The sequence below is a fragment of the Tidjanibacter massiliensis genome (assembly GCF_900104605.1).
GTDB lineage: Bacteria > Bacteroidota > Bacteroidia > Bacteroidales > Rikenellaceae > Tidjanibacter > Tidjanibacter inops.
This window is the reverse complement of sequence record NZ_LT629960.1, coordinates 1,712,022-1,731,347: the sequence shown is the minus strand read 5'-3', so window position 1 is coordinate 1,731,347 and position 19,326 is coordinate 1,712,022. Positions and strand designations below refer to the sequence as shown.

The following is a 19,326-nucleotide window of genomic DNA, read 5'->3' as shown; positions in this document are numbered from 1 at the left end:
TTTGGATTTAATGGTTGATATGGGTATTGTCAGTCTATGATTTTCAGGTTGGCGTAGCGGCTGAGAAGGCTCTTTCTGCCCGCCGTACCGTCGTCAAAGATAACGGTAATTTTCATGTCCGACGCTAATTCTTCGATATTCGTAATCTCGCCGCGGCCGAACTTGGCGTGTTCCACCCGCATTCCGACGGCATAACGGGAGGCTGAGACGGTATGTTTCGGCGTCGTCTCTCCCTCCTGGGCCGGTCGTCGGCTGCCCATACTCTTCATGTTGCGCGTGTCGGGCGGTGCGGCGGCGATGTGCGGCGTGCGGGGAGCCGGCGATGTGCGGCGTGCGGGGAGCCGGGGAGGCCGGCCGCTCCGGGTGTCCGGAACCGCCGGCGCCCGAAACCGCGCGGTTTCCGTATGCGGGTCGTTCGGGCCGGTATCTTTCCTGGCGCTGCTTCGGCAAGGAAGCGGGACTGTTCTCCGCGGACTCCTCGTCCATATCGGCGGGAAGGTCCACGTACCGTTCGTCCATCTCCGTGATGAAACGGCTCGGCGAGCAGAATTCTGTATTGCCCCATTTGAACCGCTGTCGGGCGAACGATACGAAAGCTTTCTTCCGCGCCCGTGTGACCGCCACGTAGAAGAGGCGGCGCTCCTCTTCGAGTTTCTCCTGCGAGGTGGCACTCATCAGGCTGGGGAAGAGGTTCTCCTCGACGCCGACGATGAATACCGTATCGAACTCCAGCCCCTTGGCCGAGTGGACGGTCATCAGCACTACGCGGTTCTTGGAGTCCTCCCCCTCCTTGTCCATGTCGGTCATCAGGGAGATGTTCTGCAGCCACTCTTCCACGGTGGGTTCGGCGTCCGCTTCCCTGTCGTCCTCCTCGTAAGCGAGTACGATGCGCTCCTCCTTGAAGTTCTGCATGGAGGAGAGCAGTTCGTTGATGTTCTCCAGGGCATTTTCCGATTCGGGCGAAGGGTTCATGCGGTAGCTCCCGATGAGTCCCGACCGCGTGGCCACTTCGAGCCCGAATTCATGGAGCGGCTTCGTGCTCCGTTCGAGCGAGAGGGAGCGTATCAGGCCGGTGAAGTCGGCGAGTTTCTTCGCCGCCGTCTTCAGTTCGGGTACCTGCTCGCTGCCGGTTCCCTCCAGCACCTCCCACATGCTCACGCCGCGCTCTGCGGCGACAGCGGCCACGCGGGCCACCGTGACCGCGCCGATGCCCCTGGCCGGCGTATTGATGATGCGGCGCAGCGCTTCGTTGTCGCGCGGATTGACTATCAGCCGGAAATAGGCCACGAGGTCTTTGATTTCCTTGCGGTCGTAGAACGAATGGCCGCTGTAGATGCGGTACGGCACGTCGCGCCGCCGCAGGGCGTCTTCGATGGCGCGCGACTGGGAATTGTTGCGGTAGAGTACAGCTATTTCGTTCCACCGGCCGCCGTTCTCCCGGCCCTCCCGTTTGGCCAGGTCGGCGACGAGATAGGCCTCTTCCTGGTCCGTATAGGCCTTCAGCACCTTTACCCGGTCACCCTCGTCGTTCTCCGAAAAGACGTGCTTGGGTATCTGGCGGTCGTTCTTGGCGATGATGCTGTTGGCGGCGTTCACGATATTCTGTGTCGAACGGTAGTTCTGTTCCAGTTTAAACACCTTCGCCTCCGGAAAGTCGTTTTGGAACCGGAGGATGTTCTCTATCTTGGCTCCGCGGAAGGAGTAGATGCTCTGCGCGTCGTCGCCCACCACGCAGACGTTGGAGTGGGTTTGTGCCAGGCGGCGTACGATGAGATACTGCGCGTAGTTGGTATCCTGGTACTCATCTACGAGGATGTACCGGAACCGGTTCCGGTATTGTTCCAGCGCGTCGGGAAAGTCCCGGAAAAGGATGTTGGCGTATATCAGCAGGTCGTCGAAATCCATGGCGTTGTTGGCCTTGCACCTCCGGGCGTATTCGAGGAAGATGGCGGAGAATTCGGGACGCTTCCGCTGCCGGTCTTCGGCGACGAACGAGGTGTTGGCCGCATAGGCCTCGGCAGTCACGAGATTGTTTTTCGCCAGCGAGATGCGGGAGTGGATGTCGCGCGGCTTGTATTCGTCGGTATTGAGGTTTCGCTCCTTGATGATGGTCGAGAGCAGGCTTTCGCTGTTTGCCGTGTCGTATATCGTGAAGTTGGCGTCGAAACCGAGTCTCCCGGCCTCCTGCCGCAGGATGCGGTAGAAGACGGAGTGGAACGTTCCCATCCAGATGTAGCGTGCCCGGCCGTCGGGAACGAGCTGCTCGATGCGTTCGCGCATTTCCCGTGCTGCCTTGTTGGTGAAGGTGAGCGCGAGTATCGAGCCGGGATGGACGCCCTGTTCTATCATGTAGGCGATGCGGCTGGTGAGTACGCGCGTCTTGCCCGAACCTGCTCCGGCCACGATGAGCGAGGGTTTGTCGTAGTTGAGGACCGCCTCCTTCTGGGCGGGGTTGAGGGTATCTGTAAAATGGGACATCGTTGCTGTATGGGTATCGGGAGCCTCACTGCGGGACCCCCGTCGGTGCGGCAAAGTTAGCTAAAATCGCCGGATTTCTACCTGCTCCTTCCCTGCCTCCCCTCCGCCGGTTTCCCGGTCCTGTGTCGGAGCCCGGGCCGAGCCGGAGAAAAATTTCCGTTTTTTATACTAACTTTGTGTACCTTTCGTTATTACTCCGCAAGTAATGAACGCGATAGGCCCGCGGCTGCGGTGCGCCGGGGGATATACGGTAAAATATTAGCTCGGAAATGAACGAAGTAGTAAACATCAATGAACTGAACGAGCGCATCGAGCGCGAAAGCCTGTTCGTGGATACGCTGAGCAGGGAGGTAGGGAAAGTCATCGTGGGACAGCGGCACCTCATCGACACCCTGCTGATAGGCCTCCTTTCCAACGGGCACATCCTGCTGGAGGGGGTACCTGGACTTGCCAAGACGCTTGCCATAACGACGCTCGCCAAAGCGGTGGACGCGCGTTTCAGCCGCATTCAGTTCACGCCCGACCTGCTGCCGGCCGACATCGTCGGGACGCTGATATACTCCCAGAAGAGGGAGGAGTTTTATGTCAAGCGCGGTCCCATTTTCGCCAATTTCGTGCTTGCCGACGAGATTAACCGTTCGCCCGCCAAGGTACAGAGTGCCCTGCTCGAGGCCATGCAGGAGCGGCAGGTGACTATCGGCGACGAGACCTGGCCGCTGCCGGAGCCTTTCCTCGTGCTGGCCACCCAGAACCCGCTCGAACAGGAGGGCACCTATCCGCTGCCCGAGGCGCAGGTGGACCGTTTCATGCTCAAGGCGCGGATAACCTATCCCAAGAAGCAGGAGGAGCGCGATATCATCCGCATGAACCTGCTGGAGGGCGGCTGTCCCGAACCGGCGAAAGTCATCGAGCCGGAAGACATCGTCAAGGCCCGTCGGGTGGTCTCCGACGTCTATATGGACGAGAAAATCGAGCAGTACATCATCGACATCATCTTCGCCACGCGCGAACCGCAGGAGTATAAACTCCAAAAACTCGCTCCGATGATAGCCTACGGCGGTTCGCCCCGTGCGAGCATTTCGCTGGCGAAGGCGGCCAAGAGTTACGCCTTCATCCGCCGTCGGGGGTATGTCATTCCGGAGGATGTACGGGCTGTCTGCCACGACGTACTGCGCCACCGCATCGGGCTGACCTACGAGGCCGAGGCGGAGAACGTTTCGACCGAAGAAATCATCACCGACATACTCAACACCGTGGAGGTGCCGTAGCGGTGCGGCATCGTTTTGCAGATTATCCGATATGGAGAGCGACAGCAGCGACATACTCCGGCAGGTACGCAAGATAGAGATAAAGACGCGCGGACTGAGCAATGACATTTTCGCCGGCCATTACCACAGCGCCTTCAAGGGGCGTGGCATGGCTTTCAGCGAAGTGCGCGAGTACCGTGTGGGGGACGACGTGCGCGACATTGACTGGAATGTCACCGCCCGCAGCCGCAGTCCGCACATCAAGGTCTATGAGGAGGAGCGCGAGCTGACCATGATGCTGCTGGTCGATGTCAGCGGTTCGCGTATGTTCGGTACGGCGGACAAACTGAAGAAGAACGTTATCACCGAAATCGCCGCCGTGCTCGCTTTTTCCGCTACGGAGAACAACGACAAGGTGGGATGCATCCTTTTCAGCGACCGCATCGAGAAGTTCATTCCCCCGAAGAAGGGTCGTTCTCATATCCTGATGATAATCCGCGAGTTGATAGAGTTCGTTCCGCAGCACGGAGGGACGGCGCTCTCGGAGCCTTTCCGTTATCTGACCAACGTCCTTAAGAAGCGCTGTACGGCTTTCGTGCTTTCGGATTTCATGGAGCCGGAGGAGGACAGAAAGCGGTTCGAGGATGCACTGAAGATAGCCTCCGGCAAGCACGACATCGTGGGCATACGTGTCTATGACCGCCGTGATGCCGAGTTGCCCGATGTGGGAATCATGGAGGTGCAGGATGCGGAGACGGGGCGCAAGATGTGGATAGACACGTCGCTCGCCGCGCTGCGAGACCATTACCGCGGAGAGTGGGAGCGGCTGAGCCGCGAGACGGCTTCCGTGCTGAACCGCAGCCGGGTGGATAACGTATCGGTCGCTACCGACGAGGATTACGTCAAGGCGCTGATAAAACTGTTCAATAGGAGATGATGAAGAGAGCCGTCATACTGTCGTGTCTGTTGCTGGCGTTCGCCGCGGGGATACCGGGCGTACGGGCCGCCGCGCCGGTGGTTCGGGCCACGCTGAAGCCCGATACCGTCCTCATCGGCGACCGTTTCTCGATAGAGGTTCTTATCGACAAGGATATGATGCAGGTGGTGGAACTCCCCACCTTCGGCACGGATATGACGGGTGGCGGCAGCATCGAGATACTCTCCGAATCGCCGCTCGATACGCTCCGGCAGGAGGGGCGCAGGCAGGTGCTTCGCAAACGGTACGAACTGACCTCGTTCGATGCGGGGATTTACGAGCTGGGGCGTTATCCGGTGCTTTACGGCGACAAGAATATCACCGATACGCTCTATTCGCAGGCGCCTCTGCGCATCGTGGTCGATACCTTTCCGGTCGATACCCAGAAGAGTACCGTCTATGACATCAAGGGCCCGGAGCAGGCCCCGCTGATGGTCGGTGAATTCGCGGGCTATGCGGCGGCGATACTGGTGTTTGCGGCGGTGCTGGCGGCCGTGGTGATACAGGTCTGCCGTTATCGGGCCCGTCGGCGCGGTACCGTACCGGAAGGCCGGTCCGTACCCGTCGTACCGCCCCATGTGCAGGCGATACAGGATTTGGAGACTCTCCATAACCGGAAGCTGTGGCAGAGCGGTCGGGTGAAGAGCTATTATACGCAACTGACCGATATCGTGCGGGCCTACCTGAACGGACGTTACGGCGTCAATGCGATGGAGATGACCTCGGACGAAATCATGGGGGCCGCGGCGGCTCTGCAGATGTCGGACAAGAACCGTCGCGACCTGCGGGCCATCCTGCTGACGGCCGACCTCGTGAAGTTCGCCAGACATGTACCCGCCGGGGAAGAGAACGAGAACCTCTATTATGCGGCCTATTATTTTGTGGAGGATACGAAAGAGGTGCCGGCTGAAGCCGACGGAGGGGAAAAGGAGGAGAACGATGGGAAGGAGAGCCGTTAAACGGGCCGTCGGGGCCGTTCTGTTTGCAGCCGCGCTCCTGTGGTGCGGCGGGGTTACCGCGCAGCAGCATCCCGAGCGCCGTCACCTGCGCGCCGGCAACCGCAGTTACGAGGCGCAGGAGTATGCCGCGGGGGCGGAGGCTTTCCGCGAGGCGCTCGCCAAGGAACCTTCATCGTTCGCGGCCGCGTTCAATCTGGCCGATGCGCTTTACAAGCAGGGAGATTATGCCGGGGCCGCCGAAGTGCTCGGTGCATTGGCCGAACGTTCCGACCTGACGCCCGGTCAGCGGGCCAAGGTTTTCCACAACCTGGGCAACGACATGTTCGCACAGCAGAAACTGAAAGAGGCGGCCGATTTCTACAAGCAGTCGCTTCGTGAAAATCCGGCCGACCTTGAAACGAAATACAATCTTGCGTATGTCCAGAAACTGCTCGAAGAGCAGCAACAGGAGGGCGGCGGAGGCGACGACCGGAATCAAAACCAGAACCAGGACCAGGACCAAAATGGAAATCAGAACCGCGACGGCGACCGGGAGCAGAATCGGGACGGTTCGGAGAACCGTGACGAGGGTGGAAATGACCGTCCGGATGACCGGAACGACTCCGACGGGGACGACAGCTCCGACGACCGGGACGACGGCGGAAGTGCCGGGGATGACTCCGGGCCGAAAAGGGAGTCCCGAGAGCAGGAGACTCCGGGCGGCATGAGCCGTGAGGATGCCGAGAATATTCTGGATGCCATGCAGCAGCAGGAGGACAGGACGCGTGAGAAGGTAAATGCCCAGCGTGCGGTCGGTGTGGCCCGGTCGGGAAAGAACTGGTAGCCGGGTGCTGCCTTTGTTGAGAACCATTGAGTTGATAGCATGAAGATAACGCAATTCGCCAATCCGGAACTGTTGTGGCTGCTGGTCCTGTTGCTGCCGATGGCCGCGCTTTATGTGTGGCGCGTCCGCCGGGGCGGTTCTGCGTTGCGCATCTCTTCGGTCGTCCCGCTGGAGGGAGTGTCCAGAGGGGTGAGGTATTGGGCGCGGCACCTGCCGTTCGTATTGCGCTGTACGGCGGTGGCGCTGCTCGTGGTGGCGTTGGCCCGGCCGCAGAACTCCGAGAAGGGGAGCTCCACGACCACCGAAGGTATCGATATCGTGCTGGCGATGGACGTATCGACCAGCATGCTGGCCCGCGACTTTGAACCCGACCGTATCACGGCGGCAAAGGACGTGGCCGCCAAATTCGTGGCCGACAGACCCAACGACCGCATCGGTATCGTGGCCTTCGCGGGTGAGAGTTTCACGCAGAGTCCCCTGACGACCGACCGGAGTACGCTCCAGACGTTGTTGGGGCAGATTAGTACCGGCATGATAGAGGACGGTACGGCGATAGGCAACGGCTTGGCCACGGCTGTCAACCGGCTCCGCGAAAGCGATGCCAAGAGCAAGGTGGTCATCTTGCTGACCGACGGCGTGAACAATGCGGGCCAGGTGTCGCCCGCCACGGCGGCCGATATCGCCGCCTCGTACGGAATACGCGTTTATACGATAGGTGTCGGGACGCGCGGAACGGCTCCCTATCCGGTGCAGGACATGTGGGGCATGGTGCGTTACGTTCCCATGCCGGTGGAGATAGACGAAGAGATACTCACCGACATCGCTTCGCGTACCGGAGGGGAGTATTTCCGGGCCACCGATGCGGGGACGCTGGCGGAGGTGTATTCCCGTATAAACGAAATGGAGAAGAGCCGGGTAGAGACCAGCGAGTATATGACGCATACGGAGCTGGCCGGAAGGTACATGCTTTGGGCGTTCATTCTGCTCGCGGCGGAGTTCCTCGTGCGTTTCCTTTGGCTCAGGCGGCTGCCGTAAGGCTGCCGTCGGTCGGGGAGGGGAGAATTTCCGTGTCGGAGCCGTGTGACAACGGCGGTTACGAAGAGGAAGAACGTTGCGGCGCTTTCTGCAAAGGAGAGGCAATAGGGTCGGCGGAGAGCACCGCCGGGTAAAAACAGATGGATAGGAGATGTTGAAATTCGCGGTTCCGGATTATTTGTACCTGTTGGCGGCGATACCGCTGCTGACGGCGGTGTATCTGTTTGCCGTTCGGTCGCGCCGCAGAAGGCTGGAGCGTTTCGGCAATCCGCAGACGCTTGCAGAACTCATGCCGGAGGCTTCGCCGACGCGTATGCGCAACAAGGCGGTGTTTTTTTTGACGGCGCTGGCGTTGCTTGCAGTGGCGATGGCCCGTCCGCAGCTCGGTTCCAAACTCCGGGAGGTGGAGCGCGAAGGGGTGGAGATAATGATAGCGGTCGATGTCTCCAACTCCATGCTGGCCCGCGATTTCGAACCCAACCGGCTCGAACGTACCAAATATGCCGTAGAAAAGGTGTTGGAGGGGTTGGAGGAGGATAAGGTGGGCGTCATCGTCTTCGCAGGGGACGCCTACGTGCAGCTTCCCATTACGTCCGATTATCTGACGGCCCGCAACTTCGTGGCGCAGATATCGCCCAATATGGTCTCCAAACAGGGTACCGCGCTCGGCAGTGCCATTTCGCTCGCAGCTTCGTCGTTCACGTCGGGGAGCGAGAACAGCCGTGTCGTCATCCTCATCACCGATGGGGAGAACCATGAAGACGACCCGCTCGCGGCCGCGGAACATGCCGCTTCGCAGGGCGTGAAGATTTATACCATCGGGATAGGTACGCCCGAGGGGGCTCCCATCGAGCTCGGCGGTGATTTCATCCGGGACGAGAACGGCGATATCGTGGTGTCCAAGCTGGATGAAAAGACGCTGCAGGAGATAGCCCTTGCGACCGGAGGGGCCTACGTGCGTGCCGGCAACCAGTCGATAGGACTGCAGGAGGTAATCGCCCGGATAAACGAAACCGAAAAGGCGCACCTGTCGGAGATGGTCTTCGAGGAGTACGACGAACGTTACCAATACCTGCTTGTTGCAGTGCTTTTCCTGCTGTTGGCTGAGTTCGCCCTTCTGCCCCGCCGGAACCGCCTGCTCGCCCGCTACAACATCTTCGGCCGGAAAGATTCCGGTACGAGCCGTTAGACGCGGCCTCCGTTCTTCTTTTCGCTTGCGGTGTGGCGCCGGCCGCTTATCTCATTGTCCGAACCAGAAACGGTACGAATACTCCCTTTCCACCCTTTGCTCCGTACTGTCCGGCAGATTGGGGTAGAAATCGAGGGAGGTGAAAGCCTGCAGACGCTCTATCGGGACGGCATAATCCGCATATTCTCCCTCGAAGTGCGTTGCGTTCGGCAGCAGGAATCCGATGGCCTCGAAGTCGTTTCCCTCTCGTGCCAGTATCGCCTTGTAGAAGTATTCCGGTATGCCTATGCCCGAGGGCAGGGTATCGAGACCGGACGTCAGGACGCCTCCGGCAACGATGTAGAGCGTGTCGCACCGCACGGCCCACCGTCTCGCCTGTTCTTCGAGCTCTTTCCACGGGCCACGGTTCAGAGCGGGTGTCTGTGGAGCGATGTTGGAGAGGTAGAAGGTGCAGTCGTTCTCTTCCTGCGAACGGGAACGGTCGGCCGAAGGGCAGAGATGCCCGCGGTCGTATCCGCTCCCCTTGTAAGAGGCGGTGGTCGCGGTGGGATATCCGGCTTTTACTACGGTGGGGTCGGGTACGAACCGGTCGCGGCGTTTGGCTTGGCCGGGGGCCGCATCCTCGCCCGTCAGGACGTAGGCCACCCACGAAGCCTGCCGGTACGCCGTATCGTACCGCAGCGTATATCTGCCCTCTGCGTTCCGGATGAGGATGTCGCCGCTGTCGAACGAGGGCAGTTCCAGCGGGCCGGTCATGCTCCGGGTTCCGGCAGCGGCCGTTTCCGTTGCAGGCTCCGGAGCGGTATCTCTTTCGTTGCGGGCCTCTCGGTTCGACATGTCGCGGACGTCGGCGCGAAGGTACCGGGTATCCCCTGCGGAGTCCTGCGGGTGTGCCTCGTGGGCTATTGTAGGAGGGGGGCTGCCGAGTAGGGGGTTATGCAGGCAGTAGTCGTAATACAGCTTGCCTGCCACGGCGAGCAACAGGAAGAGTGCCGCACCTGCCAGGCGGTTGCGGCGCCGTTCCCTGTCTGTCGGTTCGTTCCTGCGTTTGTCCATTCGTTCCGGATGCTTGCTGCAAAGATAGTATCCGGGAGAGGAAAGCGGTTTCCGCCGCTCCCTGTTTTTCCTTTCTCTGGATAGCTCTGCCCTTGTGTCGCCGGTCGCCGATATCCGAAACGGAAACGCCGACAGTCTGCGGAAACGGGGGTGCCGGTCGGGGGGCTTCAGACCTCCGGTTTGTACTGTTACTTAATGTGGGGGTTCAGCCGTTCAGCAGTTTCGTCAAGTCTCCGACGGAAACATCCGTTCTGACGGAGACTTCTTCCAGTGTCATGCCCGTGGCGAGGAAACGTTCGATGACCGTTTTCATCTCTTCGCCGACTTCGATGATATGTCCGTCCGGGTCGTAGAAGCGGACGACGCGCTGTCCCCAGCCCTGTTCGGTGACCGTGCCCAGCCGGTCGATGCCGGGAAATCTTTCCAGTCTCTTCAGAAAACCGTCGAAGTCGGATTCCTCAAAACATATCTCCATATTGTTCGGCCGCTTCGCAATCCGCTCCTCCGGCAGGCCGACCAGCCAGCCGAACGCTTGCTGCAGTGCCAGACCGCACGTAAAGGATACGTTGATGCCGTAATCCTGCCATACTTCCAAGCCGAACAACTCTTCGTAGAATTTCCTTGCGGCGGCGATATCCGCTACTGCAAGCACCGTGCAGATGGATGTCATAAGCGTGCGTTTTATCGACGGCTAAAGATACGAAATTCCCCGACAGGACGCCGTCCTGTCGGGGAATTTCGGTTGTGAAGAGGAGGTCAGCCTTCGGTCGCCGTGACCGGGATGGGAGAGAGTGACGCACTGTCCAGCGTAATGGGCGAATTCCCGTCCATTTCTCCGACATAGGGAAGGTGGCACCATGTCTGGTCGGTCAGCGTTTTTGTCACCGATTCGTCCGATTGGTCGTATAGGGCCCAGGAACCGATGGTGATATTCGTCAAGACCAATTCGCCCCGTTTGTTGGTGCAATCGCCCAGAAGCGCTGCGCTGTCGAAGTAACAGTCGCTTCCATAAATGTATGGGAAGCCGTGATTGGTGACTGTGATGCCGTCGGTTACGGCAGCCTTTATCGTTTTTTTGCCTGCGCCTTGGATGCCTCCTATGAGTCCGGCGATGGCGTAACTGCCGTGTACTTCGGCGTTCCGGATGGATACGTTGCTGATGGCCGCATCCTTGTCGCCGCTCCAGAATCCTATCATGCCGCCGATACGGTATGAGTAGCGGTAGGGTTCCTGAGGGAGCGTCTCCTCATAGGGGTGTATGAGCGCATTTATGACGTGTACGTTCTCGACGGTACCGTTCCACAGATAGCCGACCAGCGCGCCTTTCCATTTCCCGGCACCGGTGACGGTGATGTCGGAGAGGGTCAGGTTGCGGACGGTACACTCCCTGCCGTAACCGATGATTCCGCAGGCACGTCCGTCGGAAGAGAGGTTCACGTTGGAAATAGTCCTTCCGTTACCTTCGATGGTGCCTTGGAACGGATGGAGGGGGAGCGAGGTGTCGGTCATGTAATCGGCCTCCATCCCCATGGATATGAATTCGATACCGTCGAAGTCGAGGTCTTGGGCGAGGGTGATGGTCTTGCCTTCGAAGGTGTTGCCGGTATCTACCTGTGCCGCCAGCCAGTTCCATTGCTGGGGAGTGCTGACCGTATAGACATTGTCCACCTCTTCCACCTCGTCGGTCGGTGCCGTCGTTATGGTTTCGACCTTGAACGAATTGACCGTATTGCGTTCGAAGACGAGCCCTTCGCCGAGAAGCCCTTTGACGTATGAGATTTTCTGTCCGTCGGCCGTATAGACATCCACCGTAATTCCCGAGTAGGTACCGGCCGGCATGACGAAATAGAAGTCGGTCGGTGCGTCTGCCTCGAGCGCGACGTTGTCGCAGTTCAGCGTGATGCTCCGGTTGTTGTCGGAGCTGCCGTCCAGTTCGAAGACCGGTTCGCTGTCGTAGTCGTTGAAGCAGACTTTGCCGCTGCCGGCGAGATAGAGTTTCTGGTTCGGCAGGCCGTTATCTTTGCCGGCCGTGATGACGATTTTGTCCAGCACGATGCCGTCGCCCTGAAGCTTGACGTCGAGGTAACTGCAGGCGTTCCGGAAAGCGTATTCGCGTCCGTCGGTCGAGACGGCTACGGCAATGTTGGCGTTGGTGGCGAAGGAGTTCTTTTTATAGGTCTGTACGGCCGGAAGTACCAAAGATAGTTCCGCTTCGTCCGTCATGCAGCAGTCGTTCGCGGTACGCGGATAGTAGGCGTAAAAAGTGTCGCTTTCCAGTTTGATGTCGGCGTCCAGCGTGAATATCCCTGCGGAGCAGTGCTCCTGTTCCCGGATGGCATAGGTCATGTTGGCGTCGGGTTTTTCGGGAGTCATCACCCCTATCTGGTCGCCCAGCGACCAGATGATTTTCATGTTGCTGTCGAATTCCGAACGGGTGGTGGCGTCGCTGAAGACCGGTTCGATGGTCGCCCTGATTTGGTTTTCGCCCGGAGCGGGAAGTTTCGTTTCGTTGTCTGCCTCTTTGGAACATGAGGCGGCGAGCAGAAGGATGCCCGTCGCAACTGTCAATATTTTTCTCATGACTGTCGGATGGATGAGGTTAGTATTCGGTACCGATGTTCACATCTTCGTGGGAGCCCTGTACATTGTCCGGACTGCTGATAGCAATTCCCTGTTCGACCGCAACGGAGATAATCTGCATTACGGGAGATTCGTAAGACATTCTTTCCAATTTTTTCATATTCGATTGAGTTTTGGTAATGTCGTAAGCGCTGTGTCGGCGGGACGATGCGGATGCGCAGCAGGTCTGTGTCGGGCGGATGTCCGGTCGGCGCGACAAATATACGTCTTTTACAATAATATATGCAATAATATTGTTAACGGTAATTTTGTCGGTAGATGGACAGAATGCGTATTTTACGTTCCGAACGGGACTGCTGTTTGCTTCGGGATTGTGCGGGCGCCAAACCCGGTCTTCGGCGGATATCCGTACACCGGTGTCTGACGTTTGCGAGCATGCTGTCTGGCGGCAGCGGATATGTCTGATAACCGATTTGGAGAGTCGGTCGGAAGGGATGATGTTTTCGGAACTGCCGGATGTGGCAATCAGTACTGGGGATGCTAATGCCATGTCTGCTGATGGATTGCTGTTTTTGTTCGCAAAAGATTGCTGAATCTGTTTTTTATGCTTATATTGTGAACACACGTAAGTTTCACATTAATTGCCAGAACTGTTATGAATAGGTATTTTTTTCAGGCAGGATTGTTCGCCGTTGCTGTTGCGGCATGTACATCCTGCGGCGGACGGGCATCCCAGGCAGAGAGGGATAAAACGACCGTTTCGACTGCTGTCGAAACGAAATCCATGATTGAGCTGAAAGACTATGGCGCAGAGCCTGCGGTACTCGATATCGAAGCCTATACGCTTGGAAACGAAAATTTCCGAACGGCATTGTGGACGGGAACCAATCTTCAGGTGACGCTCATGACCATTCCGGTCGGCGGCGAGGTGGGGCTCGAATTGCATCCCGATATCGACCAGTTCCTGCGTATCGAAGAGGGTGAGGCCAAAGTGATGATGGGCGACAGCAAGGAAGACCTTAATTATGTACGGACGGCGAAAGCGGACCATGCGGTATTCGTACCGGCCGGCAAATGGCATAATCTGGTAAATTTGAAATTAGCGTAAGTTTTCTATATATAATTCGCTTATAATCAATGTAGTGATATTTTTACACATTTGATTAAGAAACAATACAGAAACAAAATCATCGATTAAAGCAGATTCAGACCTTTTCTATTTTCATTAGGTTTCATTCCCTTCACTTGTTTGCACAAGGAGGCCGAGCTTTACTGCGAGCAGTTATTCTCTCCGCTCCGAGGAATATTTATTGGTAAACATACTTGCAGCCAAAAAAGAAAAACATCCGATCTCTCTTCAGCCTGTGAATCCCTTTTATTGGCAACCAATACCGATTTTACCGTAATAGCCATAGGCATACTGACAAGCAAGTATGCCTATCTAAATATAGTTTACTTTGGTTTAGCTTATATATAGAGCTAACCGACCAAACTAAACTGAATTTTCGTAGCCTCTACCTGTTCAACAGAGTTGCAGCCAAAAGAAAAAATAACTGAAGCCAATAAGTCTTGGCGCAGCCATCTCCTTTCTTCCCTTTGTTTGACTTTACTTTGATGAATGTATATATGAGACGGGAATAAAGTAAAGTTCGTATTTTTCTTTTCGCTGCAATCATAGTTCTGCCATAATTAACATCTCTAAACCATACACGAACAACTGAAACTCTTAGGATAGTAAAGTTTGGTACACACAGATGGTCGCGCTTTCAGAAACTTGTTGTTTTTATCTTTTTATTGCATTTTATTTTATATCTTTGTAGCAAAGATAAACGGATTAACATGGACAAGCCAAGGAATCGCATAAAAGAGGTGCTCGAAGAAAAAGGCATCAAGCAAACATGGTTAGCAGAAAAGCTCGGAAAGAGTTTTTGTATTGTTAATTCTTATGTATGTAATCGACGTCAGCCGAGCCTGGAGGTATTGTTTGAGATAGCCAATATTTTGCAAGTTGATCCAAAGGAGTTGATTAAAAGTGAATAAATATGATAATTGCGTTGTGTGTAATAAATTGGACTGCAATAAGTGCTGTCATTACGGCTATTACGGCATTGGTCGCTGTTATAGCATTGTGGCAGAATAAACAACAGCTTAAAGAGATGCGGCAGCAATGGTTGGAGGACCGTCGTGCTCGACTAAGTTTTAGTATTATATCGAATGATGGGCTTTTCTTGCTGCGAATAACCAATGTGGGGAAAGAAACGGCGTACAATATATCCATAACGTTAACTGGAGATCCTATCGACAATCATTACTCCGAAGCGGTAAAGAATTCGTATGCAAGGTTGCAAAACAGACCATTTGCCATAGAGGCCGGGGTAAGTAAATATTTCTACTTGTCGAGAATAAAAAGCGATATGGATAGCGAGATAATTCTATACCGCGAGAAATTCATGCAAAGTGATATAAACAAGTGGCTTGACAATAATATGGATTCTCCACTGCATATAGCCGGAACATATTGCGGCAGATATTCAATTGAAGAATCTTTCTGCATAAGCGACTTTATTATGGAGGGCAGTATGAAAATCAAAGACGAGTTGGTTGCATCCATAGAAGATATTCAGAAAGGCCTTGTACTGAACAACAAGCAATATATGCCCATACAGAAAAGTTTGGACGTTATAGCGAAAAAAATTACGAAAGAAGAATAAGCATATGCCTACACTGACTTGGATAGGAAAGGAGAAAGTTGTCAATCACCATCAGGAGGTGCCGTATCGGGTGCTGGAGCATAAATACGGATTCCGGGCAGATGATCCGGCTGACACGACTCCCACAAATAGCGGTAATAAAATCATTCACAGCGACAACCTTGAAGCGCTGAAATCCCTGCTGCCCGAATACGAAGGGCGAATCAAGTGCATCTATATCGATCCGCCCTACAATACCGGGAACGAGAAATGGGTCTACAACGACAATGTGAATGATCCGAAAATCAAGAAGTGGTTAGGCGAAGTTGTCGGTAAGCAAGGGGAGGATTTGAGCCGCCATGACAAATGGCTCTGCATGATGTATCCCCGTCTGAAGCTGCTACATAAGTTGTTGGCTGAAGATGGTGCCATCTTCATTTCGATTGATGATAATGAACTTGCCAACTTGAAATTGCTTTGTGATGAGATTTTCGGAGTGAATAATTTTATCGGACAATGGCATTGGTTTAAATCAGCAACACCGCCCAATCTCTCTTATAAAATCAAAAAGAACATAGAGTATGTTCTTTGCTACGAAAAGCAAAAAAGCAGCACTAAATATAAGGGTGTCCAAAAGGTTAGTGGTAGCGATGATCCCATGACAAAACCTCAGAATTCATTGAAAATTTTGAAATTTCCAGCAGGAAGTATTCATGTCAAGGGGGCAGACCGGATTATTCCTGCGGGTATATATGGAACGGACAAATTCCCTAACAAGCTATTAAATGATTTGATTGTAACAAACGGGGTAAATGCAAATGAAGTCGAATTCGAGAACAAGTTTATATGGCTACAAGAGAAGTTGGAAAACGAGCTTGCGCAGAATACGATCATAAATTGTTCGAACAGACTCGTTTTATCCTATAAAAAACAAGAATACGATCCCGAAGTCCCACCTAATTTAATAGATTCAGAAGTTGGCGTAAATACTACGGAAGAAGCGGGGAAAGTTTTATCTGTGATATTCAATGGGCGAAATATTTTTGACTACCCCAAAGACGTTTCGCTAATCGAATATATCATAAACTTTTTATGTAGTCCTAACGATATTATCCTCGACTCCTTTGCAGGTTCTGGAACGACAGCCCATGCCGTGCTGAATCTGAATAAGAAAGACAAAGGCAACCGCAAGTTCATCCTTGTGGAGATGGAAGAGTATGCCGAAAATATTACCGCCGAACGTGTGCGGCGAGTAATGAAAGGTTACGGCGAGGGCAAAAACGCAGTGGTCGGTACTGGCGGCGCATTCGACTATTACGAGTTAGGCGAACGGATGTTCGACGAGGATCAAAACCTCAACGAACGTATCGGTGAGGAAAAAATCCGCGAATACATCTACTACACCGAAACGAAACGACATTTGGATCGTGAACGTACCGAAGCGGCGAAATATCTGTTGGACACCTACAATGCGACGGGGTACTACTTCTATTATGAAAAAGAACGTCTTACGACGCTCAGCATCGATACGCTAGGTATCGTAACGGAGCGTGCCGAGCAGTATGTCATCTATGCCGACATCTGCACTGTGCCGCCGCAAGTGCTGGCAGCCCGAAACATTACTTTCAAAAAAATTCCTCGTGACATCAAACGATTCTGACTTTATGGAACTCAAACAATATCAAAAAGAGGTAATCGCCGATTTGGATGCATATATCGAGTATGCCGAGAAATACAACCGTCTCGATACGGCTTTTCATAAATTTTGGGAAGATAAAGGCGTTTCGATTTCATCGTACGATAACTACTATCTGCATCCATATGACAACAGCATTACCGGTGTACCGCATATAACGGTCAAGGTGCCGACCGCCGGCGGCAAAACTTTCATAGCCTGCAATGCATTGAATACGATATTCAGGCATATGCCTGCCGATAAGCCGAAAGTCGTGACGTGGTTCGTTCCATCGGATACGATTCTAAAACAGACCTACAAGAATCTGAATGACCCGTCGCACCCCTACCGGCAGAAGATTGACAGCCATTTCGGTAATGCCGTATGCGTTGTAGACAAAGAGGCTGCATTGTTCGGGCATGGCATCGGGCCGACGGAAATCCGCGAGCAACTGACCATTTTCGTGTTGAGTGTGCAGTCGTTTGCCGCCAACAATAAGGATGGACGGCGTGTTTACCGTGAAAACGAGAATCTGGTGGAGTATGCCAAGTTATACGACAACATGACCAAGCGTGTAAACGGATCGGACGAAACGGGGTTGATTCAGGTGCTGTCCTATCTGAATCCGGTGGTCATCATCGACGAGAGCCATAACTTCGAGGCAGACCTGCGTGTGGATATGCTTAAAGCGATCAATCCGTGTTTTATCCTTGACCTGACGGCCACACCACGCAAGAAAAGCAACATTATCAGTTTTGTGGATGCCATCAAGCTCAAACGGGCGAATATGGTCAAATTGCCCGTTATCGTCTATAACCACCGCTCAACGAACGATGTTATTTCGAGTGCGATACAAATGCAGCGCAGTCTGGAACAGAAAGCCGTTGCGATGGAGGCTGAAGGCGGTCGGTACATTCGCCCGATCGTGCTGTTCCAAGCCCAGCCGAAAACCGATGATGACAATATTACGTTCGATAAAATCAAAAACAAACTTGTCGAAATAGGCATTCCCGAAGACCAGATAAAAATCAAGACAGCGAATAAGGACGAAATCAAAAACACCAATTTGATGTCCCGTGACTGTCCGGTTCGTTATATCATTACGGTCAATGCGCTCAAAGAGGGTTGGGACTGTCCGTTCGCCTATATTCTCGCGTCACTTGCCAATAAGACCTCACGGGTGGATGTGGAGCAGATATTGGGTCGTGTGCTGCGACTGCCCTATACGACCAAGCACAAAGAGGAGCTGCTCGACCTGTCGTATGTATTTACCTCGTCCAACGATTTCCGGAGTACGGTAGAGAATGTTATAGAGGGCTTGAACCGTGCGGGCTTTAGCAAAAAGGATTACCGTGTTGCCGAAGTTCCGGCAGAACCAGCTTCTGTTCCAACGGAATTGCCGTCTCGCAGTCTGTTTGATAATGATGACGCAGATATGCCTGCCATTGCGCCAACCGACGACATTGACGAACAGATAAACCCCGAAACGATCAAAACGACAATTGCGACACCCGCAACAAATACGGGTACGGTCGAATTGGAGGCTTTTGCCCGACAGGAAAACGAGAATTACAACCAACAGGCGGCGCAACAGACCGATAATAACGACATCCCGAATGATATTAAAGGCATGATAAATACATATCCGATTAAAGATGTTTTCGCGGACAGCGCAAAAGAGTTGGCATTACCCCACTTCGTGAAAAAGATAAATGCCAATTTGATCTTTGCCGATGAATACGTACCGTTGGACAAGACGATGCTTGCCGAAGGTTTCGATTTGGACAAGTGCGACCATAATATCGACTTTACCCCAGCCAAAAGCGAAGCGGTGCGTGTGGACTTGGAAAAATCCAGCGGCGAGGAATATGCCGTCACAAGAAGAAATTTGAATGCCAATCAATTGTCATTCATCAAACGACACTTTGCGACCTTATCGCCGGAAAGCAAACAGAGGCAGTTGGCTGAAATGCTTGCGAAGAGTATTCGTTTCGATGAAATCTCCGAGCCGCAGGTCGCGCGTTATATCAAAAAGGCGATCGAGGGCGCAGATACCGAACAACTCGAAGTTCTGTACTCGAACGATTGGCAGACGAGAAATACGATTCGACAGAAAATAGAGTCTCTGCTGTCCGCTTATCAAGAAAAGAAGTTCAAAGAGTGGCTCGATACCGGTCAGGTAAAATGTCAGGCCGCCTATCGTCTGCCTGAACGGATAACTGTGAGAATTAAGTCTATCGGACTGGCTAAAGGACTTTATACGGAAGAGGAGTCGATTAACGGCTTCGAGTATGAGGTTATAAACGCTGTCGCCAATCTGGACAACGTTTTGTTTTGGCATCGAAATCCGAGCCGCACGGGGTTCTGTATAAACGGTTATATGAATCATTATCCTGACTTTATCGTCCGATTGAATAGCGGTATAACCGTTCTTCTTGAAACGAAGGGCGATGACCGGGATAACTCGGATAGTCGGGCTAAAGTTGAGTTAGGCAGAACTTGGGCCAATAAAGCCGGCGAACAATATCGCTATTTCATGGTTTTCGACAAGCAGGAGATGGAGGGCGCTGTTACGATCAAAGAGCTTTTGCAAAGATTAAGCGTAATGTAATTGACCA

17 protein-coding genes are annotated in these 19,326 nt (G+C 54.0%); 11 read left to right on the top strand and 6 right to left on the bottom strand.

Annotated elements, in window-relative coordinates; translation table 11 throughout:
• Positions 1-29: 29 nt before the first annotated feature.
• Positions 30-137, bottom strand: coding sequence for a hypothetical protein (locus BQ5361_RS10955; RefSeq protein ID WP_399270642.1), 108 nt, complete (start codon positions 135-137; stop codon positions 30-32).
• Positions 94-2,478 carry an ATP-dependent helicase gene (locus BQ5361_RS08360; RefSeq protein WP_257587963.1) on the bottom strand — a complete coding sequence of 795 codons (2,385 nt, stop codon included), beginning with the start codon at positions 2,476-2,478 and terminating at the stop codon, positions 94-96. The genes BQ5361_RS10955 and BQ5361_RS08360 overlap by 44 nt, the downstream gene beginning before the upstream one ends.
• Positions 2,479-2,747: 269 nt before the next feature.
• Here BQ5361_RS08360 and BQ5361_RS08355 point away from each other — a divergent pair, with 269 nt between their 5' ends.
• From BQ5361_RS08355 to BQ5361_RS08330, 6 genes are all read left to right on the top strand, one after another.
• Entirely contained in the window at positions 2,748-3,746 is a 999-nt protein-coding gene (locus BQ5361_RS08355) for an AAA family ATPase (protein ID WP_022063295.1), read from the top strand.
• Between the two features lie 31 nt (positions 3,747-3,777).
• A complete protein-coding gene (locus BQ5361_RS08350) occupies positions 3,778-4,662 on the top strand; it encodes a DUF58 domain-containing protein (RefSeq protein WP_022063294.1) in 885 nt (294 codons plus the stop codon).
• Positions 4,659-5,660, top strand: coding sequence for a hypothetical protein (locus tag BQ5361_RS10750; RefSeq protein WP_052131122.1), 1,002 nt, complete (start codon positions 4,659-4,661; stop codon positions 5,658-5,660). The genes BQ5361_RS08350 and BQ5361_RS10750 overlap by 4 nt, the downstream gene beginning before the upstream one ends.
• On the top strand, positions 5,641-6,483 hold the full coding sequence (locus BQ5361_RS08340) for a tetratricopeptide repeat protein (protein ID WP_052131121.1): 843 nt from the start codon (positions 5,641-5,643) through the stop codon (positions 6,481-6,483). Before BQ5361_RS10750 ends, BQ5361_RS08340 begins: the two co-directional genes overlap by 20 nt.
• A gap of 39 nt (positions 6,484-6,522) precedes the next feature.
• On the top strand, positions 6,523-7,518 hold the full coding sequence (locus tag BQ5361_RS08335; protein WP_022063291.1) for a vWA domain-containing protein: 996 nt from the start codon (positions 6,523-6,525) through the stop codon (positions 7,516-7,518).
• Positions 7,519-7,669: 151 nt separating this feature from the next.
• Entirely contained in the window at positions 7,670-8,707 is a 1,038-nt protein-coding gene (locus tag BQ5361_RS08330; RefSeq protein WP_035474122.1) for a VWA domain-containing protein, read from the top strand.
• A gap of 51 nt (positions 8,708-8,758) precedes the next feature.
• Here the strand turns inward: BQ5361_RS08330 and BQ5361_RS08325 are convergent, their stop codons facing one another.
• From BQ5361_RS08325 to BQ5361_RS10695, 4 genes are all read right to left on the bottom strand, one after another.
• Positions 8,759-9,763: a DNA/RNA non-specific endonuclease gene (locus tag BQ5361_RS08325; RefSeq protein ID WP_052131120.1), complete on the bottom strand. Its 1,005-nt coding sequence runs from the start codon at positions 9,761-9,763 to the stop codon at positions 8,759-8,761.
• A 205-nt stretch (positions 9,764-9,968) separates the two neighbouring features.
• On the bottom strand, positions 9,969-10,433 hold the full coding sequence (locus tag BQ5361_RS08320; RefSeq protein ID WP_035474120.1) for a VOC family protein: 465 nt from the start codon (positions 10,431-10,433) through the stop codon (positions 9,969-9,971).
• A gap of 86 nt (positions 10,434-10,519) precedes the next feature.
• Positions 10,520-12,343, bottom strand: a complete 1,824-nt coding sequence (locus BQ5361_RS08315; RefSeq protein ID WP_035474118.1) for a fimbrillin family protein — start codon at positions 12,341-12,343, stop codon at positions 10,520-10,522.
• A gap of 19 nt (positions 12,344-12,362) precedes the next feature.
• The gene (locus BQ5361_RS10695; protein ID WP_022063286.1) at positions 12,363-12,503 is read right to left on the bottom strand and encodes a hypothetical protein; all 141 of its coding nucleotides are present in this window, start codon (positions 12,501-12,503) and stop codon (positions 12,363-12,365) included.
• A gap of 624 nt (positions 12,504-13,127) precedes the next feature.
• On the opposite strand from BQ5361_RS10695, the gene BQ5361_RS08310 reads away from it, so the two are divergent.
• From BQ5361_RS08310 to BQ5361_RS08290, 5 genes are all read left to right on the top strand, one after another.
• Complete coding sequence (locus tag BQ5361_RS08310; protein ID WP_052131119.1) at positions 13,128-13,451, top strand: cupin domain-containing protein; 324 nt, start codon at positions 13,128-13,130, stop codon at positions 13,449-13,451.
• 731 nt (positions 13,452-14,182) lie between these two features.
• A complete protein-coding gene (locus BQ5361_RS08305) occupies positions 14,183-14,383 on the top strand; it encodes a helix-turn-helix domain-containing protein (RefSeq protein ID WP_071425011.1) in 201 nt (66 codons plus the stop codon).
• 2 nt (positions 14,384-14,385) lie between these two features.
• Positions 14,386-15,054, top strand: a complete 669-nt coding sequence (locus tag BQ5361_RS08300) for a hypothetical protein (RefSeq protein ID WP_071425010.1) — start codon at positions 14,386-14,388, stop codon at positions 15,052-15,054.
• 4 nt (positions 15,055-15,058) lie between these two features.
• On the top strand, positions 15,059-16,693 hold the full coding sequence (locus tag BQ5361_RS08295) for a site-specific DNA-methyltransferase (protein WP_071425009.1): 1,635 nt from the start codon (positions 15,059-15,061) through the stop codon (positions 16,691-16,693).
• 4 nt (positions 16,694-16,697) lie between these two features.
• Positions 16,698-19,319: a DEAD/DEAH box helicase gene (locus BQ5361_RS08290; RefSeq protein WP_035474504.1), complete on the top strand. Its 2,622-nt coding sequence runs from the start codon at positions 16,698-16,700 to the stop codon at positions 19,317-19,319.
• The last annotated feature ends 7 nt before the right edge of the window (positions 19,320-19,326 follow it).